Origin of the sequence: Halobacterium sp. MBLA0001, assembly GCF_049705385.1 — an archaeon.
GTDB classification, from domain to species: Archaea; Halobacteriota; Halobacteria; order Halobacteriales; family Halobacteriaceae; genus Halobacterium; species Halobacterium salinarum.
Genome location: NZ_JBNAMQ010000007.1, coordinates 1,222,951 through 1,249,199, shown reverse-complemented (window position 1 = coordinate 1,249,199; position 26,249 = coordinate 1,222,951). Strand labels below are relative to the sequence as shown.

Below are 26,249 nucleotides of genomic sequence, written 5' to 3'. Positions count from 1 at the left end.
TGGCCTTACGGGCAGAGGAACGCGTTATCCGGAGTTTCAGGCCCCTAGCCGCAGTCGGGGTGGCGCGGTTAGTTCTGGGGGCTGCGAAGGCTGTCGGTTCCCTGGCTGTGGAGGCGCGCCGAGACATCGGCGACCCCCTCCTGGCGGGCGGCCTGGAGGTCGCGCAGTCGGTCGGCGAGCGTGGGGTCGTCGGTGGCGAGGAACTGGGCGGCAGCGAGGCCGGCGTTGTAGGATTTCCCGGCGTCGACGGCCGTGATCGGCGCGCCGGTCGGCATGCCGATCACTGATGGCACGGATTTCTCCTGGACGGGCACCCCAACGACCGGGATGGGGTAGGCGAGCGACGCGGTCATGTTCGGGAGGTCGGCTGATTTCCCGCCCGCGCCGGCGATGATGACGTCCAGTCCCCGGGCGGCGGCCGTGCGCGCGTACGCGTCCATGAGTGCCGGCGTCCGGTGGGCGGAGACGACCCAGGATTCGAACGTGTATCCGGTCGGCGGGTCGTCGTAGTCGGTGAGCTCGGTGAACCCGAGGTCGGTGAGCGCGTCGTGTGCGCCCGCCATCACGTCCAGGTCGCTGTCGCTGCCCATGATGACGCCGACGTCGGGCGTTTCGTCGGGCGGATGGTCGGCTGCTGCTTCGGTCTCGAACAGGTCGATGAGATCTGAGACGGTTGTCATGAGTGGTGGGTGTCGGTGAACGAGACGGCATCGCGGGCGGCGCGCGCTCTCGCCAGGCGGTCGTCGCCGCCGCTGACGGTGACGTGGGCCATCTTCCGGTGCGGGCGGAGCTGTCGTTTCCCGTACCAGTGCAGCGCCACGCCGGCGTCGCGGAACGCGGCCGGGACGCCGGCGATCGTCGCCGGATGTGGATCGACATCCGGGTCGCCGATGAGGTTCGCCATGACGGTCGGTTCGCGGAGCGTCGTGTCCCCCAGCGGGAGCCCGAGGACGGCGCGGATGCACTGTTCGAACTGGGAGGTCCGACACCCCTCGATGGTGTAGTGGCCGGAGTTGTGGGGGCGGGGTGCGATCTCGTTGACGAGCACGCGCCCGTCGACGGCGAAGAGTTCGACGCCGAAGACGCCGCGGCCGTCGAGGGCGTCGAGCACGTCCGCGGCGACACCGGTGGCGTCCTCGCGGACGGCTGGGCTGGTGCGCGCCGGGACGACCGATTCCCGGAGGATCTCCGCCTCGTGGAGGTTTTCGGCGACCGGGAACGTGGCCGTCTCGGCGTCGCCGCGGGCGGCGATGACCGAGAGTTCGCGCTCGAAGTCGACGAGTTCCTCGGCGACGAACCCGCCGAGGTCGCCGTCGAACTCCGCGCGGGCGTCGGCGACGGAGTCCACGGGGGCGTTCCCGCTGCCGTCGTACCCGCCGGTGCGGCGTTTCAACATCAGCGGCGCGCCGAGCTCCTCGAAGGCCGCGCGCAGGTCGGCCGCGTCGTCGACCGCGCGGAACGCCGGCACGGGGATGTCGGCGTCGGCGAGCGCGCGGTTCTGCACGAGTTTGTCCTGGATCGTGCGCAGGGTCTCGGGTGAGGGGTGGACCGCCACCTCGTGTGCCCCGGCGGCGTCGGCCAGCACGTCGGGGTCCGCGAGTTCGATCTCGTAGGTGAGCACGTCCGCGCGCGCGGCGAGTTCCCGGACGCCATCGGGGTCGTCGAAGTCGGCGCGGATGTGGTCGGCTGCGGGCTGTGAGGCGGGGCAGTCCGGCGTCGGGTCGAGGACGATCACGTCGACGCCGAGCGGGCTGGCGGCGTCGGCCAGCATCCGGCCGAGTTGGCCGCCACCCACGACGCCGATCGTGGAACCGGGCACGCGTGTCATCACCGACACCTCCCACCTACACCTGCATAAGAATTGCCCAGTTGGACCGAGAAGTATACACGAACCTGGTTACTTGTTGGGCGTTGGCGGTTCGTATCCGGGCGCTGTCGTGTCCACGAACACCACGATGATCGGCCCATCGGCGTCGAGTTCGTAGGTGACGCTGTCGTAGCCGCGGTCACCGAGCGTGGGTGCGAGTTCGTCGTAGTGGGTGGCGGGCGCGATCACCACGGGCGCGTCACAGAGCGAGGCGGTGCCGGCGGCCGCGTCACACGACACGACCGCGTCGGGGCGGGGCGTCGACGTGACGGTGGCGTTGGCGCGCTCGAGATACCACGGCAGCGGGAGGCGGTCGAACCACGACGTGCCCGCAACGCGTGCGGGGTCTCCGCGGTCGAACGGCGACGAGACGGCGAACTGGTCGCCGACGTACACGACACCGGCACCGCGCTCGGCCGCCGGGTCACCGCGGGTCGACGGCCCCAGCACCGACGCCGCCGATTCCAGGCCCGGATGCATGTCGCTGGTCGGTTGGCCGGGCTGCACCAGCGGGTTGTCGCCGGCCTGTGGTGTCACGTAGCTGGTTTCGGCCGCCACCACGCCGACCTGTGCGACGGCGGCCAGCAACACCAGGCCCGCGAGCGCGGCGCTCACCGTGTCCCGGGACGCAACCGCGCTGTGTCCCGTGCGGACGACGGCGGCGATGCCGACGGCCGCCGGGATCGCGAGCGGCACCACCGCGTGGGTCACCGACCACGCGCCCGCCACGGTCGTGATCGCGGGGTACACGATGACCGAGGCGAGCCCCCAGTAGCCCGCGAACAGCACGAGCGGCCGGGGAGTGTCGGCGGCGTACCGCTCCGCGAGGAACCCGAGCACGCCACCCCCCGCGACCACGACGGCGGTCGTGGCCAGCGTGCGCACGGCGGCCACCAGGTACGCGATGTAGCTGTGGTCGCGGTCGACCCCGTCGACGACCCACGTCTGCCAGAGGGCATGGGCGGCGTCGGCGGACCCGGCGGCGACGGCGGACGGAAGCCGGGTGGGAGTAGCGCCGAGTCCGCCCGCGACCGGCCGAGGAGTGTAGAACGCGACGAACACGGCACCCGCAACCACCGCGGACGCCGCGAGCGTGCGCCGCCACGCCCAGAATCCGCGGGCGGCCCGTGTGACACCGGCCTGCAGCGACTGCGTCCAGGACAGCCCCCGGGGATTGGCGGTGAGCAGCCGGCGATCCGCGACGAGCGCGCCCGCCCCCGCGAACATGGCGGCGTAGACGAGCGCGTTCTCCTTAGCCGTGAGCGCGAGCGCGAGCCACCCCGCGGTGACCGGGAGCAGCCAGCGGCGTCCGGTGTCGTGGGCGCGGACCGCGAACCCGACCGCGGCGAGGCTGAACGCCGCCACGAGCACGTCGCTGCGCATGAACCGCGAGTAGTACACCAACGTGGGGGTGAACGCGAGCAGGCCGGCGAGCGCGATGACCTCGGTGTCGTCGAGTCGCCCCCGGAACAGCCACGCGACGCCGGGCAGGAGCCCGCCGACGACCGCCACCGGGGCGCGCGCGACCGCGTCTGACGCCCCGAACAGACCGAACAGCGCGTCGTTGACGTGGAACAGGAACGGCCCGTGAACGATCGGCCGATACGACCACGCGCCGGTCGCGTGGTAGTCGAGGATCCAGTACCCGACGCGCGCCTCGTCGGCGTGGAACGGCCGCGCGCCCAGCCCGGCGAGGCGCGCGGCGAGCGCACCCGCAACCACGGCGGCGACCGCGCCGGCAACCACGACACGGCGGTCGCGTCCCGTCGAGTCCATGTTGTCCGTGGGACGGATCGGCGCGCATACAAGTGTTGCGTGTTGCTGGAGGGCGGGAGCGGTAGGCATTAGTCCACGCCCGAAGATAGGACTGGTATGACACGGCTCGGGCTGGTGGTTGCGGAGTTCAACCGCAGCGTCACCGAACGGATGGAGGCGGCGGCGCGGGAGGCGGCCGCCGACGCCGACGCGGCGATCACGGACACGGTACACGTGCCGGGGGCGTACGATTCGCCGCTGGCGGCCGACCGGCTCGCGCGCCGCGACGACATCGACGCCGTGGCGGTCGTCGGCGCGATCGTCACCGGCGACACGGACCACGATCACGTGATCGCCAGCGCGACCGCCGACACGCTCACCGACGTGAGCCTCGAACGCGACACGCCCGTGACGTTCGGCGTGTCCGGCCCCGGCATGTCCGGCGCGGAAGCCCGAGAGCGTGTGGAGAAAGGCGCGGCGGCGGTCGAAAGCGCGGTCAGTCTGACCCAGGAACTATGAACTTCAGCACCAGAGTCACGAGCGTTGAACCGAGCGCAACCCTCGCGGTGAGCACTCTCGCGAGCGAACTGGAAGCCGACGGCGTCGACGTGGTCGATCTGTCCGTGGGCGAACCCGACTTCGACACGCCGGAGAACATCGTGGACGCCGGGAAGGCGGCGATGGACGCCGGCCACACCGGCTACGCGCCGTCCAACGGCGTGCCCGAACTCCGGGACGCGATCGCGGAGAAGCTGCAGGGCGACGGCCTCGACTACGAGGCGGGCAACGTCATCGTGACCCCGGGCGCGAAGCAGGCGCTCTACGAGACGTTTCAGGCGGTCGTCGACGAGGGCGACGAGGTCGCGTTGCTGGACCCGGCGTGGGTGTCCTACGAGGCGATGGCGAAGCTCGCGGGCGGCGAGCTGAACCGCGTCGACCTCGCGCCCCACGACTTCCGGTTGGAGCCGGCACTCGACGACCTCGCGGACGCGGTCTCCGACGACACCGAGTTGCTGGTGGTGAACTCCCCGAGCAACCCGACGGGTGCGGTGTACTCGCGGGCGGCCATGGAGGGCGTTCGGGATCTCGCCGTCGACCACGACATCACGGTGATCTCCGACGAGATCTACCAGCGCGTCAACTACGGCCCGGCGCACGTGAGCCTCGCGGGCCTCGATGGAATGTTCGAGCGCACGGTCACGATCAACGGGTTCTCGAAGGCGTACTCGATGACCGGGTGGCGACTCGGCTACCTCGCCGGCCCCGAGGCGCTCGTCGATCAGGCCGGGAAGGTGCAGTCACACTCCGTCTCGTCGGCCGCGAACTTCATCCAGCGCGCCGGCGTCGAAGCCATCCGGCACACCGACGACGCCATCGACGAGATGGTCGCCGCCTTCGAATCGCGGCGGGACCTGCTCGTGGACCTGTTCGCCGAGCACGGCACGGACGTTTCGACGCCCGACGGCGCGTTCTACCTGATGCTCCCGGTCGCCGACGACGACCAGGCGTGGTGCCAAGACGCGCTCAAAGACGCCCACGTCGCAACCGTGCCCGGATCGGCGTTCGGCGCGCCCGGCTACGCGCGACTCTCCTACGCGGCGAGCACCGACCGCCTCGAAGCGGCAGTCGATCGGCTCGCGGCCGAAGGCTACCTGTAGCGGCCGCCGCTGTGCGCCCGGGTGTCGGCGTCGCTCCGGTCGCCGGCCCAGTTATGCGACACCCGGAAGCGCGCCGGACACGGACAGGGACGCCGCGGACGAAGCGGGTAGTTACGGCCGTTCTCAGGGCCAGCTGCCGCTGCCCTTGTAGGCGTCGACGACGCGCTGGACGGCGACCACGTAGGCGGCGGTGCGGAGGTTCGGCGTGCCGGCGTCCTCGTGGGCGTCGGTCATCGCGTCGAAGGCGTCCGTGATGATGGCCTCAAGCTCCTCGTTGACGCGGTCCTCGGTCCACTGGAAGCGCTGGCGGTTCTGCACCCACTCGAAGTACGAGACGGTGACGCCGCCCGCGTTCGCGAGGATGTCCGGGACGACGGTGACGCCGCGCTCGGTGAGCACGTCGTCGGCGTCGGGGGTGAGCGGGCCGTTGGCCGCCTCGACGACGACGTCGGCGTCGACATCGTGGGCGAGGTCCTCGTCGATGGCGTTTTCTAGCGCCGCGGGCACGAGGAGATCGACGTCCATCGTGAGCAGGGCCTCGTTCGAGAGCTCCTCGGTGGCGCCCTCGTAGCCGGAGACGCTGCCGGTCTCCGTTTTGAATGCTTTGACCGCGCGCGTGTCCAGCCCGTCGGGGTTGTGGACCGCGCCCGAGGAGTCCGAGACGGCGACCACGTCGGCGCCCTGGTCGGCGATGAGCTTCGCGGCGACGCTGCCGGCGTTGCCGTAGCCTTGGACGGCGACGGTGGCGTCACTGAGGTCCCGGTCGAGGTAGTCGAACACCTCGCGGGCGGCGAACATCGTGGAGCGCCCGGTGGCGTTCACTCGGCCCTCGCTGCCGCCGTTCTCAAGCGCCTTCCCCGTGATGACACCGGGCGCGGTGGTGTCTTCGAGGGTTTCGTAGGTGTCTTTGATCCAGTTCATCTCGCGCTGGCCCGTGTTCACGTCGGGTGCGGGCACGTCTTTGTCCTCGCCGATGAACGGGCGGAGTTCCGTGGCGAACGCGCGTGTGATGCGTTCGAGCTCGCTGTCGGAGTACTCCTCTGGGTCGAGGATGATCCCGCCCTTCCCGCCGCCGTACGGGATGTCTGCGACGGCGGTCTTGTACACCATCCATCCCGAGAGCGCTTTCACCTCGTCGCGGGTGACGCCCGGGTGGTAGCGAATGCCGCCCTTGTAGGGGCCGCGGTCCCCGTTGAACTGCGAACGGAAGGCTTTGAACGTCTCAATCGTCCCGTCGTCCATCTCCACGGAGAGCGTCGTTTCGAGGACGCGCTCCGGGTGTTTCAGGCGTTCGAGAACGTCCGCGTTGACATCGAGGAACTCGCCGGCGTCGTCGAGCTGTTCCTGCAGGCTCTCGAATGGGTTGGCTTCCGGCATATCTAAGCCACTTTCAAACTCAACGAATAAGCATGACGGATCATCCCCGCCGGAAGCGTCAGCGCCCAATCAGTTGTCCGCGGCCCGCGCCCGTCGCATGATTCGTTCGGCCTGCGCGATGAGCGGCGCGTCGATCATCTCGCCGTCCACGCGGAACACCCCCGCGTCGGAGTCGGCTGCGGCGTCGAGCACGCGGGTCGCCCACGCGGTGTCGGCCTCGGTGGGCGTGTACGCGTCGTTGATCGGGTCGACCTGCGCCGGGTGAATCGCCAGCTTCCCGTCGAACCCCAGGTCGGCCGCGAACCGCGCGTCGGCGGCGACGGCACTGGGGTCCTCGATGGCAGTGTGAACGGTGTCGATGGCGTCCACGTCCGCCGCGCTCGCCGCGAGCACGACGCGCTCGCGGGCGTACAACACCTCCGTCCCCTCGTCCGTCCGGGTGGCCCCGATGTCCGCGGAGAGGTCTTCGGCACCGAACACCAGCGCGTCCGTGGGGCCTGCGGCTGCGATCTCGTGGGCGTTCAGCACGCCCGCCGCCGACTCCACGAGCGCGAGCACCGGCGATGTGGCGTCGTGCTCGGCGAGCAGGCTGTCGACGGTCGCCACGTCGTCGGCGTCGGTCACCTTCGGGACCACCACCGAATCGAAGCCGCCCCCCGAGAGGACCGCGTCCACGTCGTCGCCCGCGCCCGATCCGACGGGGTTGACGCGCACACAGACCTCACAGTCGGGGTCGAAGTCGGCGGCCGTGAGCAGGTCGCTGACCGCGCGCCGCGCGTCGCCTTTGCGGGCTGGCGCGACGGCGTCTTCGAGGTCGAAAACCACCACATCGGCCCCCGTGGTCGGTGCCTTCCGCATCAGGCTGGGCTGGTCGCCCGGCGAGAACAGCACGCTGCGTCGGGTCATGTGCACGACGACGGCGGCCCCCATCTTGTACGTTTCCGGAGCGACTTTGGCGGGTGGCGTCCACCTCCCGGGCATGACAGGCCGCTACTACGAGGGCTTCGAGGTCGGGGAGACAATCGAGCACGCCACCCGGCGCACGGTCTCGGAGGCGGACAACCAGGAGTTCTGTGACATGACGATGAACCAGCAGCCGCTGCATCTGGACGCCGCGTTCGCGTCCGAGACGCAGTTCGGCGAGCGCATCGTCAACGGCCTCTACACGATGAGCCTTGCCGTCGGCATCACCATCCCCGAAACGACCGACGGCACCATCGTCGCGAACCTCTCCTACGACGACGTGGAGCACCCGGCGCCGGTGTTCCACGGCGACACCATCCGAGTGCAGTCGACGGTCACCGACAAGCGCGAGACCAGCGACGGCGAGCGCGGCGTCGTCACGATGCGCGTCGAGGTGTTCGCCGTCAACCGCGAGGACGAACCGCTGGTCTGCGAGTTCGAGCGCACCGTCCTCTCGCTGAAGCGCGCACACGACGCGACCGGGGACTGAACCCGTGACTGCACGCGACCGCGTCGACGCGCTCGGCGGCCGCGCGAGCAGCCTCGCCGAGCGCGCACCCGCACCGGCGACGCTCGCCCGCGTGGGACTGGGCCTCATGCTCGTCGCGGCGGGCGCGCACAAACTCATCGACCCCGCGGGCTGGACCGTCTACGTCACGGACTGGCTGGCCCCCCTGCTCGTCGTCTCCCCGACGGCGTTCATGCTGGCGAACGGCTACCTCGAACTCGGGTTCGCCGCGCTCCTCCTCGCGGACCGCTGTACGGCGTTCGCGGCGCTCGTCGCGGCCGGCTCGCTCGCCGTGACGACCGTGTACCTCGTTGTCGTCTGGGTCGACACGGGGCTGTTCGGGGACGTGGTCGCCCGTGACGTGGGGCTGACCGGGCTTGCGCTGGCGGTGCTCGTGGGCGCACTTCGAGGCGAGTAGGCGGCCGGACAGTGCCGACTACAGGATGGTGCCGTGTTTCTTCGACGGGCGGTCTTTGTCCACGTCCTCGTAGAAGCTGAACCGGTTCGAGAGTTCAGTCCGGAGTTCGGAGGGCGGCACGATCTCGTCGATGACCGTCTCGGAGGCCATCCGGTGGGCGTCGATGTCCTCGCGGTACGCCTCGCGGAGCTCCTGCTCGCGCTGTTTGCGCTCCTCGGGGTCGTCGATGGCGTCGAGCTTGTTCGCGTAGACGGCGTTGATCGCGGCTTCGGGCCCCATGATCCCGATCTCGCCGGATGGGAGTGCGATGGTGGACTCGGGGTCGTAGGCGGGCCCGGACATCGCGTAGATGCCGGCGCCGTAGGCCTTCCGCACCACGACGGACTGCTTCGGGACGGTGGCCTCGCTGGTGGCGTAGATCATCTTCTTGCCCTTCTCCAGGATGGCGTCTTTCTCGACGGACGACCCCGGCATGAAGCCGGGCGTGTCACAGAGGTACAGCAACGGGATGTTGTAGGCGTCGGACTTCCAGACGAACTCCGCGGCCTTCTCGGCGGCGTCCGGGAAGATCGCGCCGGCGCGCTGGGCGGGCTGGTTCGCGACGATGCCGACCGTGCGGCCGTCGATGCGCGCGTACCCCGTCAGGATCTCGGCACCGTACTCGGGCCGCAACTCGAAAAAGGAGTCCTGATCGACCACGCGGTCGATGAGGTCGTGCATGTCGTAGGCGCGGTTCGGTGCCTCCGGGATCAGGCCGTCGATGCCCTTGGGCGGCTTCGCTGGCGGCTTCGCCGGCTGACTGGGCGGTTTCTCGTCGCTGTTGTCGGGGAGGTACTGCACGAGGTCCGCGACCAGCTCGCGGGCGTGGTCCTCGTCGCGGGCGACCAGGTCGGCGCTGCCGGACTGCTCGGCGTGCACCTGCGGGCCGCCGAGGTCCTGCATCTCGATCTGCTCGCCGGTCACCATCTCCACCATCCGGGGGCTGGCGATGGCCATCGCGGACATCCCCTCGACCATGATCGTGAAGTCCGCGAACACCGGCGTGTACGCTGCCCCGGCGATACAGGGGCCGTACAGCACGCAGATCTGGGGGACGCGGCCGGAGAGCCGGGAGTGATTGAAGTAGTATTTGCCGATGCCTTCGCGGTTCGCGAAGAACCCCGACTGCTGGTCGATGCGCCCTCCCGAGGAGTCCATCAGGTACAGCACGGGTTTGCCGGTCTTGAGCGCGCGCTGCTGCATGCGGAGGAACTTCTCGACGCCGCGCTCGGCCATCGACCCCGCTTTCACGGTGAAGTCGTTGGCCATGAAGTGGAGGTCCCGGCCGTCGAAATCCGCCGCGCCCGTGATGAGCCCGTCGGCCGGGACCCGAGTGCCGTCGTCTGCCTCGTCGACATCGGGGCTGTTGGGATGCCAGCCGTCGAAATGCGCGAACCTGCCGTCCTCGAAGAGGAGATCGTCGTCGCCGTCGTCGTCGTCGCCGAACCAGAGGGCGAGGCGGTCGCGGACGAACAGTTTGTCCTGCTCGGGCAGGCGCTGTTTGTACTTCTCGGGGCCGCCGTCGAGGATGTCCGCGATCTCCTCGCGGAGCACCTCCTCGCGTTCAGTCGGCCCGAGGTCGTCGGCGTCGGCGCTGTCGTCGGCAGGGGAGGCGGGTTCGTGGACTGCTGCCGGCTCGTCGGCGTCGCCCAGATACACCGCAACGTCGTCGCTGACGTGTGCCGCGAGTGCGGCCGCGACCGCGCTGGCCTCCGCGTCCGTCGCACCGACGCCGATTCGTACTTTCATGATCATCGGTGACAGGAGGCTCCCCCATACCGTTTTCTCTTCTGACCATTGGCCGCCTGGGTTTTTGACGGGCGAGCGCCAACACAGCGTATGGATTCGCTGGCAATCGTCGGCGCTGGTCCCGCGGGCGCGGCGGCCGCGTACGGGCTCCGGGAGGCTGACCGCGAGATCACCGTCTTCGAGAAGTCCCGGGGCGTCTGCGGGCGGGCCGCGACCCGGCGCAAGGACGGCTGTCGCTACGACCACGGTGCGAACTACGTGAAACCCGGTGACGGCCCGGTCGCGGAGCTCGTTCGCGCGCTCGGTGACGACGGACTCGTGGACGTGACCGCGCCGGTGTGGACGTTCACTGGGGACGGCGAGCTCTCGCCGGGGCGGGGCGACGACGACCCGAAGTGGACGTGGGAGGCGGGCATCACACAGCTCGCAAAGCGGCTGTTCGCGGCGACCGACGCCACCGTCCAAACGGAGACACGCGTCGAGACGCTCGCACGCACCGACGACGGCGACTGGACCGTAACGATCGACGGCGGAACTCGACACACTGGCTTCGACGACGTGTTGCTGACGCCGCCCGCCCCGCAGACAGCCACGCTGCTGTCGAACACCGACTGGGCGGACGACCGCCGGGACGCGCTCCGGGCGGCGGCCGCGGACGTGTCCTATCGGCCCATCGTCACCGCCGTGCTTCATTACCCCTTCGAGCTGGACCGGGAGTGGTACGGACTGGTGAACACCGACGACGGCCACGACATCGGGTGGCTCTCACGGGAGGCCTGCAAGGCCGGCCACGTTCCGGACGGCGAGGAGATCCTGATCGTGCAGATGGCTCCCGACTGGTCGCGGGAGCACTACGACCACCCCGCCAGCAAGCAGGCCGCGGTGGCGGCGCGGGCCGCCGGCGTCTTGCTCGGCGACGACCCGCTGGCCGACCCCGACTGGACGGACACCCAGAGGTGGCGGTACGCGCTCCCCAACGACGCCGTTGCGGGCGCGCCTGTGGACGCCGCGCGGGAGGCGGGGCTGCACGTCGCGGGTGACTGGGTGGCCGGCGACGGCCGGGTCCACGCCGCCGTCGAAGCCGGGCTCGCCGCTGCCGACCACATCACACGGGGGTAGCCGCGGTCAGAGTGCCGGCCCGCGTGGCCGGTGGCTGCCGCTCGCTGAGACGGGGGTATATGATTGTGACGGAGCGGCGTCGGGTTTGCAGGTCCTGCGAGCCGGTGGGCGCGTTTAAGACAGTTGGCCGTGTTGGACGGAGTGAACGCCGTCTTGGTTTCGACAGACGGTGCATCGACTACAATGACGAATCCAATCGACAAACACGCAAAAACGCTTGCGACCAGTTGGACGTTCATCATCGTCGTCGCCGCCATCGTTGGCGGCGTCGGCGGGGTTGCGCTCCAGTCGGGGTCCGACAGTGGCCCGGAGAACTCGGTCGCGGTCGTTAACATCGAATCGGCGATCACTGGTGGGACAGGCGACGCGGTAGCCAAGGAACTGCGATCGATCCGTGGAAACGACTCGATCGACGCGGTCGTGCTCCGGGTGTCCAGCCCGGGCGGCGCTGTCTCAGGCAGCGAGGTGCAGTACCGCGCGGTGAAACGGCTCGCACAGGAGAAGCCGGTCGTAACAAGCGTCCGGGGCCCGGCAGCCTCGGGGGGCTACTACACGATCGCGCCGACTGACAAGATCTACGTCACGCCGAGCTCGCTCGTTGGCAGCGTTGGCGTGATCAGTTCCGTGTCGGAGAACAACGGCGTCCCCTCGCGGTGGAAATCCGCGCCGGACAAAGGGACGACCGGCCCGGCTGACAAGGCTCGCGCGCGTGCCGCGACCTTCCGGCAGTCGTTCCTCGACGTGGTCATGAACGAGCGCGGCGACGACCTCACGGTCGACCGTGAGACGATCGGCCGGGCGCAGATCTACGCCGGCAACAAGGCCGTCGAGATCGGGCTCGCCGACGAGATCGGCGGCCTCGACGCGGCGATCGCGGACGCCGCCGACCGCGCGAGCGTGCAGAACTACGGCGTCGTGTATCGGAGCCCGGGCGGTCTCGGCGGGCTCCTCAGCATCATCGGCGGCAACTCCGATACGGGGGCGGCGAACGCCGTCTCGACGTCGGAGTTCTGTACCAACGAATACCTTGCATACGCTCCACAGGCGGGGCCTGACCTGGAGGTGATCCAAAATGCGTCCTGCTGATATGACATCTCGGATCGGCGCGTTCGTGCTCGTCGCGGTCATCGTTGCGGCGGCCATCGTGGGACCGGGCATGATCGCTGGCGGTAGCGGATCGTTCTCCGCGGGGGAGCTGTCGGTGCCGGGCCACGACTCGCCGAACATCGCCACGCAGCCCGTCGAGGAGGGGCAGATCGAGATGTCGGCGACAACCAGCGGGAAGGTCGTCGTCATCGACAAGGCCCACGGGAACGGCGTCGGCGAGTTCCAGCTGCGGCCACTGATCAACACGCTCACCGAGAACGGCCACGAGGTTCGGTTCTATCAGCCGGACCGCGGGCCGGGCGGCGAGCAACTGAACAAGACGCTTCGGGGCGCCGACGCGTTCGTTTCGCTGGCTCCCGATAACCGGTTCAAGCCGGCTGAGGCCGACGGCGTGTCGGCGTTCGTGGACGCCGGCGGTCGCGTGCTTGCGGCGGGCGAACCGGAGTCCGGCGGTGGCGGCGGACTGCTCGGGATCGGCGGGTTCGGTCGGTCCGGCCGGTCGGCGGCCGAGTTCACGCCGGTGTTGTCGCAGTACGGGCTGACGGTCGGCTCCGGGTACCTGTACGACACCACGGACAACGTGAACAACCACGCGAACATCGACGCCGCTCCGACCGGGAGTAGTGACCTCACCGCGGGTGTCGACAGCGTCGTCGTGCATCAGGCGGCACCGGTCACCGGCAACAACGTGTTGTTGCAGACCGACTCGGAGACGGAGCTGACGACCACCCGGGACGCCGACGCGTACGGCGTGCTGGCGCGGACCGGCAACATCGTGGCGCTCGGTGATTCGTCGGTGCTGGATCCGGACTGGACGTACGTCGCCGACAACGAAGTGCTGGTGGGCAACCTCGCGGACTACCTGGTGACGGGTGACCGCGGGCGGATGCCGGCGCCGAGCGAGTAAGCCTACGAGTCGGTGCGGTTCGCTGTGCGGTGTTCTTTGTGGCGGGGAGCCGACACCGGAGGCGCCGTCTGTGACTGCGTTCTCGGTGGCGTTTAATGGGGTGGGTGTGACGACACGTGCATGAACAAGTGGCAACGGCGCACCGCCGCCTACTCGCTCGGCCTGCTGGGGTTGATGGCGGCGTTCGCTGTGGGCTACTACTACGGGATGCGGCTGTTCGAGGGCGACCCGAAGACGTTCGTGCATTCGTTCCGGGTGGTGGTGGAGACGTTCACGACGACGGGGTATGGATCCGATGCGCCGTGGGCGACCCCGGAGATGAACGTGTTCGTGGCGGTCATGGACCTCACCGGGGTCGCGTTGATCTTCATGGCGCTGCCGGCGTTCGTGTTCCCGCTCATGGAGGACGCGTTCGCGACGACGGTGCCACAGACGGTGGTCGACGACTACAGCGATCACGTGGTCGTGTGCACGTACACGTCTCGGGCGGGCGCGCTCGTGGCCGATCTCGAATCCCGGGACGTGGCGTACGTGATCGTCGAACCCGACCGCGAGCAGGCGATCGAGCTCTACGAGGACGGGGTCGACGTTGTGCACGCCGATCCGGAGTCGGTGTCGGGGCTGCGTGGCGCTGGCCTGGCGTCGGCGCGCGCACTCGTGGCCGACGTGTCCGACCGCGTCGACGCCAGCATCGTGCTCGCTGCCCGGGAGGCCAACGAGGACGTACCGATCGTGAGCGTCGTGGAGGATCCCGACCGCATTCCCTACCATCGCCTCGCGGGGGCTGACGACGTGCTGTCCCCGCGGCCGCTGCTGGGGCGGAGTCTCGCGTCCAAGGTGACGATGTCGGTGTCGATGGACGCGGCGGACGCCGTCGAGATCCGGGACGGCTTCGAGATGGCGGAGTTCCCGGTGCATCCGGGCAGTGAGCTACAGGGGACGACGCTCGCGCGGAGCGGGATCCGCGAGCGAACGGGTGTGAACGTCGTGGGTGCGTGGTTCAACGGCGAGTTCGAAACCCCGCCGGACCCCGAGACGCGGCTCACTGACGGCACCGTGCTGTTGGTGACCGGGCGGAAAGACCAACTGGAGGCGCTCATGGAGATCACGCAGTCGGAGTTTCGGCGCTTCGAGCGCGGGGAGACGCTCGTAATCGGGTACGGCCACGTCGGCAAGTCGATCGCCGACGAGTTGGATACCGCCGGGGTGCCACACACCGTCGTGGATGCCAGCGCGGACGTTGATGGCGTCGATGTGGTGGGGAACGCGGTGGAGCCGGAGACGCTGCGTGCGGCGGGCATCGAGGACGCGCGGTCGGTGATTCTGGCGCTGCCCGACGACACGCTCACCGAGTTCGCGACGCTGGTGATCCGCGATCTGAGCCCGGCAACGGAGGTGATCGCGCGGGTCGAGGAGTCCGGCAGCATTCAGAAGATGTACCGTGCGGGCGCGGACTACGTGCTGTCGTTGGCGGCTGTCACGGGCCGCATGATCGCGTCGACGGTCATCGACGGCGAGGACGTGCTGGCGCTTGACCGCCAGATCGAGGTGGTCCGGACCGCAGCACCCGGGCTCGTGGGGACGCGCATCGGTGACGCGTTGGTGCGAACCCGAACCGGCTGCACGGTCGTGGCGATCAACCGGGACGGTGCGCTCATCACTGAGGTCGGCCCGAACAGTCGCGTCCGGGACGGGGACAAGCTGGTGGTGGCTGGCACCACCGAGGGCATCCGAGCGTTCACCGACGCGTTCGTGTGACCCCGGTAGGGCGGTCGACGAGCGGGTGATCGTGCGCGACAGCGTGGCGACCCCAGGCGCGCCGTCGGTGATGCGTTTATCAGTCCGCCGCCCATGAGTGCGTGTATCATGGGCACAGACAGAGTGGGCACCAACAGCGGGGGGTGTCGCGCGTGACGCTCGAAGACAGGCTCCCGGACTGGGTGCGGCGGAGCTACGTCCGGAAGTTCAGCGTGCTTGCGGCCGTCTTGATCGTTAGCATCGTCGTCACCGGTGTCGTCACGCAGACCGCGGTCTCCAATCAACTCACCGACCAACAACAGGCAACGCTGCTGACGAACGCCGACCAGGAGGCGGGGTCACTAGAGCAGTGGGTGCAATCCCAGCGCTCGACGGTCCGCACGCTCTCGAAACACCGCGGCCTGACCGCCGACAGCAACGCCGCGGTTCGCCAAACGCTCGCCACGGAGCGGGAGTTCCTCCCGCCGGAGGTCGCACACCTCCACTACGTCGGCCGGCAGAACGGCAGCATACGCGCCAGCACCGACCGGCAACTCGAGGGCGCGGGCATCGCCGCCACGAACATCGTCTGGCCACAGGAGCAGGCGTTCTCGGAGGTCTCGTTTGAGACGCCCGACGCGGTCGTTCAGACCTGGATGTACACCGACGACGGCACGCCGTCGGTCGCCTACGCGTCCCCGGTCCCCGAGGAAGACGCGTTGCTCATCGCGGTGGTTCGGACCAGCGAGCGCGCACAGCGGTTCACGAGCGCGATCAACGGCACCAAAACCACGGCGGTCGGCGACACCACCGGGGACGTGTTGTTCGACCGCAACGAGTCGGCGTTCCTCACGCAGTACCAGAGCATCGGCGGCAGTGGGGTCATCGAAACCATCGAGTCCCAGGACCGTGGCACGGTCGTCACCGAGGACACGATCATCGCGTTCGCGGCCGTCCAGGACGACGCCACCAACTGGGTTGTCGTCAAGGAGACACCCAAATCGGACGCGCTGGCCATCGCGAACAACGTGCAAACGAACATCTGGGTGCTGTTGGGGCTGACCCTCATCGGTCTCGTCGGCTTCGTCGCGGTGGTCCGGGCGGGCTTGATCGGCTCGCTGCGCGAGATCACCACCCAGACGGCCGCGATCGCCGACGGGAACCTCGACCAGGAGATCCAGGACAACGGCCGCATCGACGAGATCGGGCGGGTTCGGTCGGGGTTCCGCGACATCAAATCGTACCTTCAAACCGTCGAAGGGCAGGCCATCGCGCTCTCCCAACAGGACTTCGACAACGACGTGCTCGACGACGAGGTGCCCGGAACCCTCGGGGAGTCGCTCACGGCGATGCAGACGGATCTGGAAACGTTCATCGAAGACCTCACCGATGCCCGCGAGGAGGCCGAGCGCTCGCAGCGAGACGCCGAGCAGTCCCGCGAGGAGGCCCAGGCGCTTGCCGATTCGCTGGAGCGCCAGGCCGAACGCTTCAGCACGCAGATGCAGCAGGCGGCCGACGGCGACCTCACACAGCGCCTCGATACGGACGTCGACCGCGAGTCGCTGGCGCAGATCGCCACGGCGTTCAACGACATGCTCGTGCAGCTGGAAGCCCTCGTCGACCGGATCCAAGCCACGGCCAACGCCGTCGACGACAGAACCCACGCGATGTCCGCATCAACCGACGAGATCGAACAGTCCAGTATGTCGGTGGCGAAAAGCATCGAGCAGATCTCCGCCGGCGCGGAGAACCAAAACGAGAAGCTGACCGCTGCCGCCGGCGAAATGACGGACCTCTCGGCGACCGTCGAGGAGATCGCGTCCTCCTCGAACAACGTCGCCCAGCAGGCCGAGGACGCGGCGGCGATGGGCCAGGACGGACAGGCAGCCGCGACGGACGCCATCGCGGAGATGGACGCCATCGAATCCAAGGCCACGCAGACCGTCGAAGAGATGCAGTCCCTCCAGGAGGAGGTCGGTCGGATCAGCGACATCGTCACGATGATCGACGACATCGCGTCCCAGACGGACATGCTCGCGATCAACGCGTCCATCGAGGCCGAGAACGCGAGCACCAGCGGGGACGGGTTCGCAGTGGTCGCCGACGAGGTCAAATCCCTCGCCGAGGACACTGCGACCGCAACCGACGAAGTCGAATCCCTGATCGCGGAGGTCGAGGCATCGACGAGCGCGCTCGCCGAGGACATGTACGAGATGCGCGACCGCGTCGGCGACGGACAGGACACCATCACGGACACCGCCGCGCTGCTGGAGGACATCGTCGATCGCGTCGAAGACGCCAACGCGGGCATTCAGTCGATCAACGACGCGACCGAAGACCAAGCGGCGTCCGTCCAGGAAGCCACACGCATGGTCGAGGAGGTCGCCAGCGTGAGCGATCAGACGGCCGGCGAAGCCAGCAACGTCTCGGCCGCCGCCGAAGAGCAGACCAGCGCCATCCAGGAGATCTCCCAGAGCGCGCAGTCACTGCAAACCCAGGCCACGGAGCTCCTGGATCGAGCCGAACAGTTCGACACCTCGTAAGCGGCGGCGGGCGTGCGCCCCGTCCCTATGGGGGGTCACGCTCTCCGCCGCGGTTGGATCGCGACCACGGCGTCTCCGAGGCGGGCCTGCCGTTCCGTCCCGACCGGTACGATGCGGGATCGCCCCGACACAGAACGATTCCGAGAGGTCACTGCACAGGGAGGTGTCTCACGCCCAGTGGAGGAGATAGAGCAGATAGCCGCTGGCGCCGGTCACGAGTATCCCGACGGCAGCGAAAGCCACGGCAGCCAAGCCAGTGGTGTGGAACGCCAGCTGTACCGCTTGGAGGCCAACGAGAACCGTGAAGACGGCCAGCACCGTCCAGAAAACGGTCGAGACGAGGGACAGCCCCGCGTCTGCCACCCCCTGTCTGACGGCGCGCCGAACGCCGGCTTCGGTGAGATCATCGGAAGTTCCCATGTGAAGGGCCAGACTCGCGATCCACTAAAACTCCCCTGGTGAAGTTCTCGGTGACTCACATTTTCACCCAGTGGTAGACCGGACGAGTCGCCGTCCGGGGGGCACGGAGACGCCGAGTTGTCGCACGAGCAGTGCACTTGGCTCGTCGAGCGCCCACAGGACACTCTAAACGAGTCTGGAAGTTATGTACAGAACCCAGAGCAGCCCGTAGGCTCCCTTCGAGCTGCTACTTGCTCGCCCCTTCTGTAGAGCACGACGTGGCCCTCGCCATCGGCCCTAGTTTGAGGACTGGCGGCTGGACCCCCTAGATAGAACATCTGATCGAGATAAAGTTCAGAAGTATATTTAAATATGTTATTTGTATGTGTTTACCCCGAGGTCTCGACAGCCGGCACAGCGTGAGCCCGTGAGATCATATCATTGCTGCTGACGACTCGACGAAGCTCTTCGTATGGATTGCGTCCCTGCTGGCGCCACGTCGCCAGCAGGGACAAGATCGTCTCGTGAACGAACATTCCTCGGTCATTACGGAGCGTTCCGATGATTTTCCGGAGAACCACTGGTTCACGAAGCGCGTTCTCTGCGGCATTGTTCGTCGGAGAGACCGCTGGCTCACCGACGAAGGTGAGCCAGTGGTCAAGACCTCCTTCGATCTTCCCGAGCAGTGTTGCCACTGGTCCGTCGGGTACTGACCGTTCAATCAGCGATTCAAGCTCTCTTCGCGCCACACGCTGGAGGTCTGCTCGCTCACGGACTGTCAAGTCGCTCTCCAGCCGGGCCTGGAGAGCGACGTACACCTGTCTGAGAGCGTGGTAGATCGGTTCACCTTCTGCCTGCTTTTCCGCGGCGTCTTCAGCCTCTCGAAGAATGTGCGCCCAACACCGCTGGAGGTTGCTGCTGAAAGCTGGGTACGCCGTCCACCCGTCACAGATGACCGTTCCCGCGAAGTCCTCACCGAGGACTTCCGCGGGAACATCACTTCCACGACTCTCTCTGACCGCGTATAACGTATGCTGAGCGGTCTTGAACGTCCAGATCCACGCCTGCTCACCCTCACGTTTGATACCTGTTTCGTCGATATGAACCACGTCGGCATCTTGGATCTCTTGACGGATCTGGTCGTACTCACAGCGACCGGCGCGCGCAGCGCGCTCGGTCGCGTGCCACGCGGATGCACCCGAGAGTTCGAGTCCATGCAGTTGCTCGAAGCGGTCAGCGATCTTCCGGTAGGGAAGGCGATGATCGTACCGTGACAGAGCTGATTGAGCGATGACGTTCACCCCGAACTGCCCCTCATCGGGGCAGTCGGGGTGAGCCGCAACTGTCTCTGTTCCACAGGAATCGCACTGGTAGTAGTGGCGGTTGTACCGGGTGATTTCTGGGGGCTGCGGATCAGGAATCTCCTCGACGAGTCGGGGGCTGACGCCCACCGACTCGTCGAAGTGGTCGCCACACTCAGGACAACAGTCACAGGTGACTTCGATTTCTTCGTCGGGATCAGCTGTAGAACGCCACTCCGGATCGTGACCGTCCTTTCGACCAGGAGTACCGCCATCAGTTCGGACATCGTCGTCTTCGTCGTCCTGCGAGGTCGGGGACTCATCGGTCCCCGACCGTCGCTTGCTGGGTGGAGTGTGCGGATTCTCGTATTTGCGAAGACGTGTTTCGAGTTCTTCGACCCGCTCGTCTTTCTCTTGCAACTTCTCTCGGAGCTGTGTGTTCTCTTGTTCAAGCTCTTCGACTCGTTGTTCAAGTTGCAAAAACCGGGAGAGCAACTCGTCCTTGGTGAGATCATCTCCGTTCACAGATCCCACCTTCCAGTACAGACAGCGGAGGCAACGGGATGGGCTCCGCGACGGAGCCCATCCCTGTGGATCATCACGAACCTCCGCTGCCAGCTCATACAGCCCGATTTGTGCGCCTCCTATGAGATGGTGGCGAAATCAGCTCGGGCTAAACACATACTGTTATTTTAACCTTCCCTACGATATAGCAATCTTATGACCGAACGTACTGATCCAAATCAACACGAGAACAGTCCCAACACCCACACATTTAATCAGGTTATAAACGAGGAGAGAAATATATTGAGAAATCAGTATGAAATGATGCAGCACATCGACGATAGAGCACTACGTATTACCAGAACCTCCGCGGTTTTATTGGGAATTACGTTTACTGGGCTTAGCCTTCTCCTGGAACCCTCTTCGGACGGGCCCTATCTTATAGCCCCAAAAATATCTACCGTCGCAGTCTACGTAGGCTGTATTGGACTAATATCTCTCACCTTCTCATTGATAATTGGAATTGTAACTACACAGTACTCCCAGCCGATTTACGGAATTGGGGAGCGTATACGGCATGGTCTAAGTGAGCGGCGGAATGCTTGGAAGGCCACTTCTGAGCTATCGGACGAGTACGACGATGCTATTTCGGTTATGCAGACTCGCTTGGAGAGAAATCGGAATTTGCTTTGGAGTGTTCAAATCCTCTTTATTCTGGGTCTCGTTTGTCTGTTAATCGGGTCAGGGATCGTAATTTCGGACGCTGTATAAATAGGGGCAAGTCAATCACCTCAACCGTCACCTCTATACGAAGAGCCGTTGTACCAATTAGTAGGACAATGAGTAACCACCACAACCACGGAAGCTCCGGCGATCGCTCAGGCTGCGATGAGTCCGGAAAATTCGTAGAGGGAAGCCGTGGCCCGCTGGGTAGCGCATACGAAGCCCTGCGTAGTCGCGTCTCTGACCTTTAGCTGTTAACTTTTGATTTCTCTCTCGTGTGGCGGTTTTTGAGGGCGTTAACACAAACAAGCGTTTTCACGCGCTCAGAATTCGATTCCGAGATATGCACACGAGACCGCAAACCTCGTGTGCATAATTCGGCACTCGCAGTCTCAACGAGCTGGTCGAGGCCGACGTGACTGGGCAGATCGGGGCGAATCCCGGCCGTTTCACCCCATCCAGTAACTCAAAATCACACCCACGTCTCGCTAGTGTGTACGAGTCTAGCCTCGCGCTCCTGAGTTGGACGCGCTTCAGGAAGGAATCGAGTGGGCGCTGCAGGATTTGAACCCGCGGCATCTTGGTCCGAAGCCAAGTGCTCTGTCCAAGCTGAGCTAAGCGCCCTGCATCCCACGGTATTCGGGGGGGACGTTTAAGCCCAGTGATTCGGGGACGGATGCGGTGTGGCTGGGGCAGTGGTTTCGCTCGGTTTTTGTGGGCTCCACTCGCGGATACGACGCATGGGGACGGGCGTGGAGACCGGGCGCGGGCTGGTTGAGTTGGCGCGGCCAGTGAACACGCTGGCGGCGGGGGCGTTGACGTTCATCGGGGCGTTCGTTGCGGGCGGTGCCGTCGGGCGGCCGGCGGCGACCGGCGCTGCGGTGGGGGCGACCTGGCTGGCGACGGCGGGCGGGAACGCGATCAACGATTACTTCGACCGCGAGGTCGACCGGATCAACGATCCCGACCGCGCGATCCCCCGGGGTGCGGTGTCGCCGCGGGGGGCGCTGGCGTACAGCGTCGTGTTGTTCGTGGGGGCGGCCGCGTTGGCGGCGACGCTGCCGGTGCTTGCGGTCTGCATCGCGGCACTGAACCTCGCCGGGTTGCTGACGTACACGCAGTATTTGAAGGGACGGCCGGGTGCGGGAAACGCGCTGGTGGCGTACCTCGGCGGCAGCACGTTCGTGTTCGGGGCGGCGGCGGTCGGCAGTCCGCTTGCGGGCGGTGTGTTGGCGGCGTTGGCGGCGCTGTCGACGTTCGCCCGCGAGGTCATCAAGGACGTCGAGGACCTGGCTGGTGATCGGGCGGCGGGCTTGCGGACGCTGCCGGTGGTGGTGGGGCACCAGCGCGCGCTGGCAGTCAGTGCGGTGTTCGTCGTGGGCGCAGCGGCGGCGAGTCCGGTGCCGTATCTCGTGGGCGTGTTCGGGTGGTGGTATCTGGTGGCCGTGTGTCCGGGCGTGGTCGTGATGGTGGTGGCGGCAGCCCGGAGTTACACGGACCCAGCCGCCGGTCAGCGGCTGTTGAAGCGCGGACAGTTGCTCGCCGCGGCGGCGTTCGTCGTCGGGCGTCTTGTCACGCCATAACAGCCTAATCAAAAGGAATATAACCGCCACAGGACACAGTAGACGCAGGCAAGAACGGGGGAGCTGGGTGGCCTGTGGGGCCGCCCCTGACTACCGTTGGGAGGTGATGATACTATGTACGAGTTAGGCGCCGCGTTCTCCGGCGTCGACGTGTCGGAGGGGACAAACCTCCTTGTGGAGGGACCAGCGATGAGTGGGAAGCGCGATCTCGGGTTCCGGGTGCTTGCGGCCGGAACCGACGCCGGCGAGAGCGCGCTTGTCGTCTCGACCAAGGATAGTGCCAACCGCGTGATCGATGCCTTCGATGGCGTCGGCGACGCCGAGACTGCGACGCTCGGCGTCGTCGATTGTGTGACAAAACAACAAGGGATGGGGGGTGAGCGGCGCGACGCGGAGTTGGTGCGGTACGCGTCCTCGCCGAACGATCTGACCGGGATCGGGATCGAGCTGTCGGAGCTGTTACAGCGCCTCTACGAGCAACGCGACAGCACCCGCAATCGGATCCTGCTGCATTCGTTGTCGACGTTGTTGATGTACTCCGACCTGCAGACCGTGTTCCGGTTCCTGCACGTGTTCACCGGGCGCGTGCAGTCCGCGGACGCCCTGGGGCTGTTCACCGTTGACGGGGCGGCTCACGACGCCAAGACCGTGAGCACGCTCAAGCAGTTGTTCGACGGTGTGATCACCATCCAGGAGCACGACGGCGGGTTTCGGGCGCGGGTACTGGGCGTCGGTGACGACACGTCGTGGCGGGAGCTATAGGTTTATCGGCGCGGTAGCCGTACGCCGGTGGAATGGCAGGCAACACCGACAGCGAGCGCAGGGCAGTCCTGGACGCCGAAACGATCGCGGTCGTCGGGTGTTCGGCGACGCCCGGGAAACCCGCCCACGAGGTGCCCGCGTATCTCGACGCGCACGGCTACACGGTGGTGCCGGTCAACCCGTACGCCGAGCGCGTACTCGGACATGCGGCGGCCGACTCGCTCGCCGAGATCGACCAGCGGGTCGATGTCGTGGACGTGTTCCGGCCCCGCGAGGAGGTGCCGGGGATCGTCGACGCTGCGATCGCGCGCGACGACGTCGGCGCCGTCTGGCTGCAGGTCGGCATCCAGCACGCCGACGCCGAGGAGCGCGCCGCGGCGGCCGGCCTTCGGGTGGTGTCGAACAGCTGTATCAAAGTCGACCACCAGCGCCTGGTGGCACCGTAGGGGGCGGCGTCAGCCCTCCCACTCCTCGTAGTCGCCGTAGAGCCCCTTCGAGAGGTAGCGCTCGCTTGAGTCAGGGAACACAGTGACCACGCAGTCGTGTGGGAGGTCGATGTGTCCGGCGGCGGCGCGCTCGGCGACATCGATGGCGGCGAGACTGTTCGCGGCGGCGCTGGACGCGACCAGTTGGGCTTCCTCGGCGGCGAGGCGCTGCATTTCGGCGTGCGTGTCCTCGTCGGGGATCTGGGTGACGTCGTCGACGAACTCGGGGTCGAACAGCTCGCTGGTCGACGGGTCGTGGGTGCCGATGCCCTCGGTCTTGTACTCGCCTTCGGAGACGTCGGCCCCGGCGGCCGAGGCGTACATCGACCCTTCCGGTTCGACGGCCGTGACGTGCAGCGCCGAGATCTGGTCGCGGAGGAACCGGCTGGTGCCCATCAGGGTGCCGGCCGTGCCACAGCCGGCGACGAACGCGCCGACAGCACCGTCGAGCGCGTGGTAGATCTCGGGGCCGGTGGTCTCGTAGTGGGCTTCGGCGTTCAGGGGGTTGGAGAACTGCTGGGGGACGATGGCGTCCTCGCGCTCGGCGGCGAGGTCGTGGGCGCGCTGGATCGCGCCACCCATGCCGTCGTCGGTGGGCGTGTTGACCACGTCCGCGCCGAGCGCGCGCATCAGCTGTTGTTTTTCGAGACTGAACCGCTCCGGCACGACGAAGACGGCGTCGATGCCGAGTTGGCTGGCGGCCACCGCGAACCCGACGCCGGTGTTGCCGGCGGTCGGCTCGATGATGGTGCCGCCCTCGGGGAGCTCGCCGGAGGCGAGCATCTGTTCGATCATGTACGTGCCGATGCGGTCTTTGATGCTGGCCCCGGGGTTGAACGATTCCAGTTTCGCGTACACGGGGACGTCGTCGGGCGCGGCCTGCACGCGCACGAGCGGCGTTTCACCGACGGTGTCCAGCACCGAGTCAAGGGGTCTGTCGTGGGTCGTCATCTGTACGGGGGTTTCTGGCTGTGGCGTTTAGTCGTTGGCATCCGGGTCCGGGTTGCCGGCGTCGTCCTGGGGCGAGTCCGTGGCTGGGGCGACCGCCGCGACGTCGATGTCGTGCTCGGCGGCGATGGCGTCGATGATCGCGCGCTGCTCGGTGAGTTCCGTTTCGAGGGCTGCAACCCGGTCGTTGGTCTCCTCGACCGTGCCGGTGAGGTCGCTGACTTGCTGGCGGAGTTGTTCGAAGCGCTCGTAGAGGTTGTCCGCGAGGTCGGTGACTTTTTGGAGTTTCTTCGCGGTTGAACCGAATCCCATACAGCCGATTAACAGCCCCTGTGGGTTGATCGTTTCCCCTCCGACGGCCACGCTCGGGAGGGGGCAGCGAGGGAGTCCGCGTACGCCTCGACGGCCGCGTCCCAGGCCTCGCCGCCCGCCCGGCAGGCCGCGTCGAGTTCGGCCAGCCGGGCCGCATCGTACTCCGAAACGAGACACTGCATCGCGTAGACGGTGGATTCCTCCGGCGGCGCGCCGTCGTCCTCGGCGGCCGCCCGCCGAACGAGCCGACGCACCGTCTCGGGGCTCTGGTCCATCGTGATACCCGAGCCGGGAATCGTCTTCGCCATCTTCGGGTAGCCGTCGAGCCCCGGAACCATGCGCGTGAACAGCCCCTCGAAGGCGGCGTCGACGGGCGCGTCGGCGAGCTGGTGTTCGTTCGCCCGGACGAGCGCGTGCTCGTCGACGCCCAGCACGAACACCGTCTGGTCGTAGTCGTCGGCCAGCGTCGGGTGGACGAAGTCCGCGAGACAGAGCAGGCTCGCCGCGTCGCCCCCGAAGTCGGTCGTCGTCGCCTCGTCGGTGGGGCCGTCGCGGTCGCGCTCGTACGCGGCCTGGAGTTCCGCGACCCACTCGGTCGGCTCCGCGTCGACGTCGATGCTGGCGTCCGGGTCGAAGTAGGGTGCCAGCCGGAGCGCCGTCTGCATCACGCCGGTGGCGTCGTACTGCGTCCGGACGCGGCCGCCGTACCCGATGCCGTCGAGGAACACCCGGTAGTCGTCGGCGAGGTCCCGGACGACGTCGAGGTCGCGGCCGCCCGTGGCGACCTTCTCGTAGTCGGCGAGCAGGAACTCCGCGTCGAAGCCCGCCTCGTGCAGGCGCTTCACGGCGAACATCTGGGCGACGGTGCCGACGTGCGGCGGCCCCGTCAGCCCGGCGCTCGCCACGAACAGCGTCTCCCTGTCGGCCACCTCGCGGAGCGCGTCCTCGTCGGTCGTCGCAGCGAACGCACGGTCGACGACTCCGGCGTTCACGTCGCCGATGTCGACGGTCGGGCGGTCGTAGTCGAACGCCTCGCGGAGGGTCTCGTAGTGGTTCGGTAGCGCGGACATACTCGGGGACACGACGGACCTCGATAAAGTGCTAACGCGAGACGCGGTAGCAAGTGTCATTTACTCGAACCCGAAAGGCCCTTAAGAACGACCCGGGTAGGATGAGATGGACTAGGCCGGGCGGTTTGGCTCCGCCCGACACCCGTGAGACAGTCATCAGCGGGGGCCGAACACCGGGCGCGTCCGACCGCCGCGGTCGGGCCCCGGAAGCCAACGTGGAAGCCTCGTCCGTCGGGGACGGCGGTCCGCGGCGTGCGCCCGCAGGGGCGTTCCGTCGTGGTTCGACGGTGGCAACCCGCCAGGCACGGAAGTGAGCAGCGGACCACCGAACGCCCGTCGCTCGACGGGTCGCGGGGTGGAGAAGGCGACCGGGACTACCCGGCCGGGAACGCCGGGCTACCCCGACTGTCCACTC

General features: G+C 67.3%; 23 protein-coding genes, 1 tRNA gene and 1 other RNA gene. 13 read left to right on the top strand and 12 right to left on the bottom strand.

Annotation, left to right across the window (positions count from 1 at the left end):
• Positions 1 to 68: 68 nt before the first annotated feature.
• From purE to ACOZ32_RS07705, 3 genes are all read right to left on the bottom strand, one after another.
• Complete coding sequence (gene purE, locus ACOZ32_RS07715; protein ID WP_235263043.1) at positions 69 to 680, bottom strand: 5-(carboxyamino)imidazole ribonucleotide mutase; 612 nt, start codon at positions 678 to 680, stop codon at positions 69 to 71.
• Positions 677 to 1,831, bottom strand: a complete 1,155-nt coding sequence (locus ACOZ32_RS07710; RefSeq protein WP_345944594.1) for a 5-(carboxyamino)imidazole ribonucleotide synthase — start codon at positions 1,829 to 1,831, stop codon at positions 677 to 679. Before ACOZ32_RS07710 ends, purE begins: the two co-directional genes overlap by 4 nt.
• A 66-nt stretch (positions 1,832 to 1,897) precedes the next feature.
• The gene (locus ACOZ32_RS07705) at positions 1,898 to 3,643 is read right to left on the bottom strand and encodes a flippase activity-associated protein Agl23 (RefSeq protein ID WP_229373398.1); all 1,746 of its coding nucleotides are present in this window, start codon (positions 3,641 to 3,643) and stop codon (positions 1,898 to 1,900) included.
• Positions 3,644 to 3,739: 96 nt separating this feature from the next.
• On the opposite strand from ACOZ32_RS07705, the gene ribH reads away from it, so the two are divergent.
• Both ribH and ACOZ32_RS07695 read left to right on the top strand, forming a co-directional pair.
• Positions 3,740 to 4,141 (top strand): 6,7-dimethyl-8-ribityllumazine synthase, encoded by a 402-nt coding sequence (ribH, locus tag ACOZ32_RS07700; RefSeq protein WP_010902429.1) that lies wholly within the window; start codon positions 3,740 to 3,742, stop codon positions 4,139 to 4,141.
• Entirely contained in the window at positions 4,138 to 5,280 is a 1,143-nt protein-coding gene (locus ACOZ32_RS07695; RefSeq protein ID WP_205251582.1) for a pyridoxal phosphate-dependent aminotransferase, read from the top strand. The genes ribH and ACOZ32_RS07695 overlap by 4 nt, the downstream gene beginning before the upstream one ends.
• Before the next feature lie 123 nt (positions 5,281 to 5,403).
• Here ACOZ32_RS07695 and gdhA1 read toward each other — a convergent pair whose 3' ends face one another.
• The gene (gdhA1, locus tag ACOZ32_RS07690; RefSeq protein WP_205251581.1) at positions 5,404 to 6,657 is read right to left on the bottom strand and encodes an NADP-specific glutamate dehydrogenase GdhA1; all 1,254 of its coding nucleotides are present in this window, start codon (positions 6,655 to 6,657) and stop codon (positions 5,404 to 5,406) included.
• A 69-nt stretch (positions 6,658 to 6,726) separates the two neighbouring features.
• Positions 6,727 to 7,563 carry an HpcH/HpaI aldolase/citrate lyase family protein gene (locus ACOZ32_RS07685; protein ID WP_205251580.1) on the bottom strand — a complete coding sequence of 279 codons (837 nt, stop codon included), beginning with the start codon at positions 7,561 to 7,563 and terminating at the stop codon, positions 6,727 to 6,729.
• 73 nt (positions 7,564 to 7,636) lie between these two features.
• On the opposite strand from ACOZ32_RS07685, the gene ACOZ32_RS07680 reads away from it, so the two are divergent.
• On the top strand, positions 7,637 to 8,110 hold the full coding sequence (locus ACOZ32_RS07680) for a MaoC family dehydratase (protein WP_010902425.1): 474 nt from the start codon (positions 7,637 to 7,639) through the stop codon (positions 8,108 to 8,110).
• A 4-nt stretch (positions 8,111 to 8,114) separates the two neighbouring features.
• On the top strand, positions 8,115 to 8,546 hold the full coding sequence (locus ACOZ32_RS07675; protein ID WP_205251579.1) for a DoxX family protein: 432 nt from the start codon (positions 8,115 to 8,117) through the stop codon (positions 8,544 to 8,546).
• A gap of 18 nt (positions 8,547 to 8,564) precedes the next feature.
• On the opposite strand, the gene ACOZ32_RS07670 is transcribed toward ACOZ32_RS07675, so the two are convergent.
• The gene (locus ACOZ32_RS07670) at positions 8,565 to 10,334 is read right to left on the bottom strand and encodes an acyl-CoA carboxylase subunit beta (protein ID WP_205251578.1); all 1,770 of its coding nucleotides are present in this window, start codon (positions 10,332 to 10,334) and stop codon (positions 8,565 to 8,567) included.
• 90 nt (positions 10,335 to 10,424) lie between these two features.
• On the opposite strand from ACOZ32_RS07670, the gene ACOZ32_RS07665 reads away from it, so the two are divergent.
• From ACOZ32_RS07665 to ACOZ32_RS07645, 5 genes are all read left to right on the top strand, one after another.
• Positions 10,425 to 11,453, top strand: coding sequence for an NAD(P)/FAD-dependent oxidoreductase (locus ACOZ32_RS07665; RefSeq protein ID WP_235156898.1), 1,029 nt, complete (start codon positions 10,425 to 10,427; stop codon positions 11,451 to 11,453).
• Between the two features lie 183 nt (positions 11,454 to 11,636).
• A complete protein-coding gene (locus ACOZ32_RS07660; protein ID WP_205251576.1) occupies positions 11,637 to 12,539 on the top strand; it encodes a S49 family peptidase in 903 nt (300 codons plus the stop codon).
• Complete coding sequence (locus tag ACOZ32_RS07655) at positions 12,526 to 13,467, top strand: hypothetical protein (RefSeq protein WP_424335125.1); 942 nt, start codon at positions 12,526 to 12,528, stop codon at positions 13,465 to 13,467. The genes ACOZ32_RS07660 and ACOZ32_RS07655 overlap by 14 nt, the downstream gene beginning before the upstream one ends.
• Positions 13,468 to 13,587: 120 nt before the next feature.
• Positions 13,588 to 15,225, top strand: a complete 1,638-nt coding sequence (locus ACOZ32_RS07650) for a potassium channel family protein (RefSeq protein ID WP_205251575.1) — start codon at positions 13,588 to 13,590, stop codon at positions 15,223 to 15,225.
• A gap of 152 nt (positions 15,226 to 15,377) precedes the next feature.
• Complete coding sequence (locus tag ACOZ32_RS07645; protein WP_229373395.1) at positions 15,378 to 17,747, top strand: methyl-accepting chemotaxis protein; 2,370 nt, start codon at positions 15,378 to 15,380, stop codon at positions 17,745 to 17,747.
• Positions 17,748 to 17,915: 168 nt separating this feature from the next.
• Here the strand turns inward: ACOZ32_RS07645 and ACOZ32_RS07640 are convergent, their stop codons facing one another.
• From ACOZ32_RS07640 to ACOZ32_RS07630, 3 genes are all read right to left on the bottom strand, one after another.
• Positions 17,916 to 18,167, bottom strand: coding sequence for a hypothetical protein (locus ACOZ32_RS07640; RefSeq protein WP_285271697.1), 252 nt, complete (start codon positions 18,165 to 18,167; stop codon positions 17,916 to 17,918).
• A gap of 368 nt (positions 18,168 to 18,535) precedes the next feature.
• Positions 18,536 to 19,972: an IS66-like element ISNpe24 family transposase gene (locus tag ACOZ32_RS07635; protein ID WP_015298959.1), complete on the bottom strand. Its 1,437-nt coding sequence runs from the start codon at positions 19,970 to 19,972 to the stop codon at positions 18,536 to 18,538.
• A gap of 1,251 nt (positions 19,973 to 21,223) precedes the next feature.
• Positions 21,224 to 21,298 (bottom strand) — tRNA-Arg (locus tag ACOZ32_RS07630).
• A gap of 116 nt (positions 21,299 to 21,414) precedes the next feature.
• On the opposite strand from ACOZ32_RS07630, the gene ACOZ32_RS07625 reads away from it, so the two are divergent.
• The 3 genes from ACOZ32_RS07625 (at position 21,415) to ACOZ32_RS07615 (ending at position 23,465) form a co-directional block, all read left to right on the top strand.
• On the top strand, positions 21,415 to 22,257 hold the full coding sequence (locus tag ACOZ32_RS07625; protein ID WP_010902414.1) for a geranylgeranylglycerol-phosphate geranylgeranyltransferase: 843 nt from the start codon (positions 21,415 to 21,417) through the stop codon (positions 22,255 to 22,257).
• A gap of 114 nt (positions 22,258 to 22,371) precedes the next feature.
• A complete protein-coding gene (locus ACOZ32_RS07620; protein WP_010902413.1) occupies positions 22,372 to 23,019 on the top strand; it encodes an RAD55 family ATPase in 648 nt (215 codons plus the stop codon).
• Positions 23,020 to 23,051: 32 nt separating this feature from the next.
• On the top strand, positions 23,052 to 23,465 hold the full coding sequence (locus tag ACOZ32_RS07615; protein ID WP_010902412.1) for a CoA-binding protein: 414 nt from the start codon (positions 23,052 to 23,054) through the stop codon (positions 23,463 to 23,465).
• A gap of 9 nt (positions 23,466 to 23,474) precedes the next feature.
• On the opposite strand, the gene ACOZ32_RS07610 is transcribed toward ACOZ32_RS07615, so the two are convergent.
• The 3 genes from ACOZ32_RS07610 to ACOZ32_RS07600 are packed head-to-tail and all read right to left on the bottom strand — an operon-like array spanning position 23,475 to position 25,834.
• Positions 23,475 to 24,455 carry a PLP-dependent cysteine synthase family protein gene (locus tag ACOZ32_RS07610; protein WP_012289191.1) on the bottom strand — a complete coding sequence of 327 codons (981 nt, stop codon included), beginning with the start codon at positions 24,453 to 24,455 and terminating at the stop codon, positions 23,475 to 23,477.
• Positions 24,456 to 24,482: 27 nt separating this feature from the next.
• Complete coding sequence (locus tag ACOZ32_RS07605; protein WP_010902410.1) at positions 24,483 to 24,764, bottom strand: DUF5798 family protein; 282 nt, start codon at positions 24,762 to 24,764, stop codon at positions 24,483 to 24,485.
• Positions 24,765 to 24,772: 8 nt separating this feature from the next.
• Positions 24,773 to 25,834 carry a hypothetical protein gene (locus ACOZ32_RS07600; RefSeq protein WP_205251572.1) on the bottom strand — a complete coding sequence of 354 codons (1,062 nt, stop codon included), beginning with the start codon at positions 25,832 to 25,834 and terminating at the stop codon, positions 24,773 to 24,775.
• A 104-nt stretch (positions 25,835 to 25,938) separates the two neighbouring features.
• Between ACOZ32_RS07600 and ffs the strand changes: the two genes are divergently transcribed.
• An RNA gene (gene ffs, locus ACOZ32_RS07595) (signal recognition particle sRNA) lies at positions 25,939 to 26,249 on the top strand.

Coding starts and splice junctions, on each gene's coding strand:
- purE (WP_235263043.1), bottom strand. CDS start 680: ATGACAACCGTCTCAGATCTCATCGACCTGTTCGAGACCGAAGCAGCA.
- ACOZ32_RS07705 (WP_229373398.1), bottom strand. CDS start 3,643: ATGGACTCGACGGGACGCGACCGCCGTGTCGTGGTTGCCGGCGCGGTC.
- ribH (WP_010902429.1), top strand. CDS start 3,740: ATGACACGGCTCGGGCTGGTGGTTGCGGAGTTCAACCGCAGCGTCACC.
- ACOZ32_RS07695 (WP_205251582.1), top strand. CDS start 4,138: ATGAACTTCAGCACCAGAGTCACGAGCGTTGAACCGAGCGCAACCCTC.
- gdhA1 (WP_205251581.1), bottom strand. CDS start 6,657: ATGCCGGAAGCCAACCCATTCGAGAGCCTGCAGGAACAGCTCGACGAC.
- ACOZ32_RS07685 (WP_205251580.1), bottom strand. CDS start 7,563: ATGACCCGACGCAGCGTGCTGTTCTCGCCGGGCGACCAGCCCAGCCTG.
- ACOZ32_RS07680 (WP_010902425.1), top strand. CDS start 7,637: ATGACAGGCCGCTACTACGAGGGCTTCGAGGTCGGGGAGACAATCGAG.
- ACOZ32_RS07670 (WP_205251578.1), bottom strand. CDS start 10,334: ATGAAAGTACGAATCGGCGTCGGTGCGACGGACGCGGAGGCCAGCGCG.
- ACOZ32_RS07665 (WP_235156898.1), top strand. CDS start 10,425: ATGGATTCGCTGGCAATCGTCGGCGCTGGTCCCGCGGGCGCGGCGGCC.
- ACOZ32_RS07660 (WP_205251576.1), top strand. CDS start 11,637: ATGACGAATCCAATCGACAAACACGCAAAAACGCTTGCGACCAGTTGG.
- ACOZ32_RS07655 (WP_424335125.1), top strand. CDS start 12,526: ATGCGTCCTGCTGATATGACATCTCGGATCGGCGCGTTCGTGCTCGTC.
- ACOZ32_RS07650 (WP_205251575.1), top strand. CDS start 13,588: ATGAACAAGTGGCAACGGCGCACCGCCGCCTACTCGCTCGGCCTGCTG.
- ACOZ32_RS07640 (WP_285271697.1), bottom strand. CDS start 18,167: ATGGGAACTTCCGATGATCTCACCGAAGCCGGCGTTCGGCGCGCCGTC.
- ACOZ32_RS07625 (WP_010902414.1), top strand. CDS start 21,415: ATGGGGACGGGCGTGGAGACCGGGCGCGGGCTGGTTGAGTTGGCGCGG.
- ACOZ32_RS07620 (WP_010902413.1), top strand. CDS start 22,372: ATGTACGAGTTAGGCGCCGCGTTCTCCGGCGTCGACGTGTCGGAGGGG.
- ACOZ32_RS07615 (WP_010902412.1), top strand. CDS start 23,052: ATGGCAGGCAACACCGACAGCGAGCGCAGGGCAGTCCTGGACGCCGAA.
- ACOZ32_RS07610 (WP_012289191.1), bottom strand. CDS start 24,455: ATGACGACCCACGACAGACCCCTTGACTCGGTGCTGGACACCGTCGGT.
- ACOZ32_RS07605 (WP_010902410.1), bottom strand. CDS start 24,764: ATGGGATTCGGTTCAACCGCGAAGAAACTCCAAAAAGTCACCGACCTC.
- ACOZ32_RS07600 (WP_205251572.1), bottom strand. CDS start 25,834: ATGTCCGCGCTACCGAACCACTACGAGACCCTCCGCGAGGCGTTCGAC.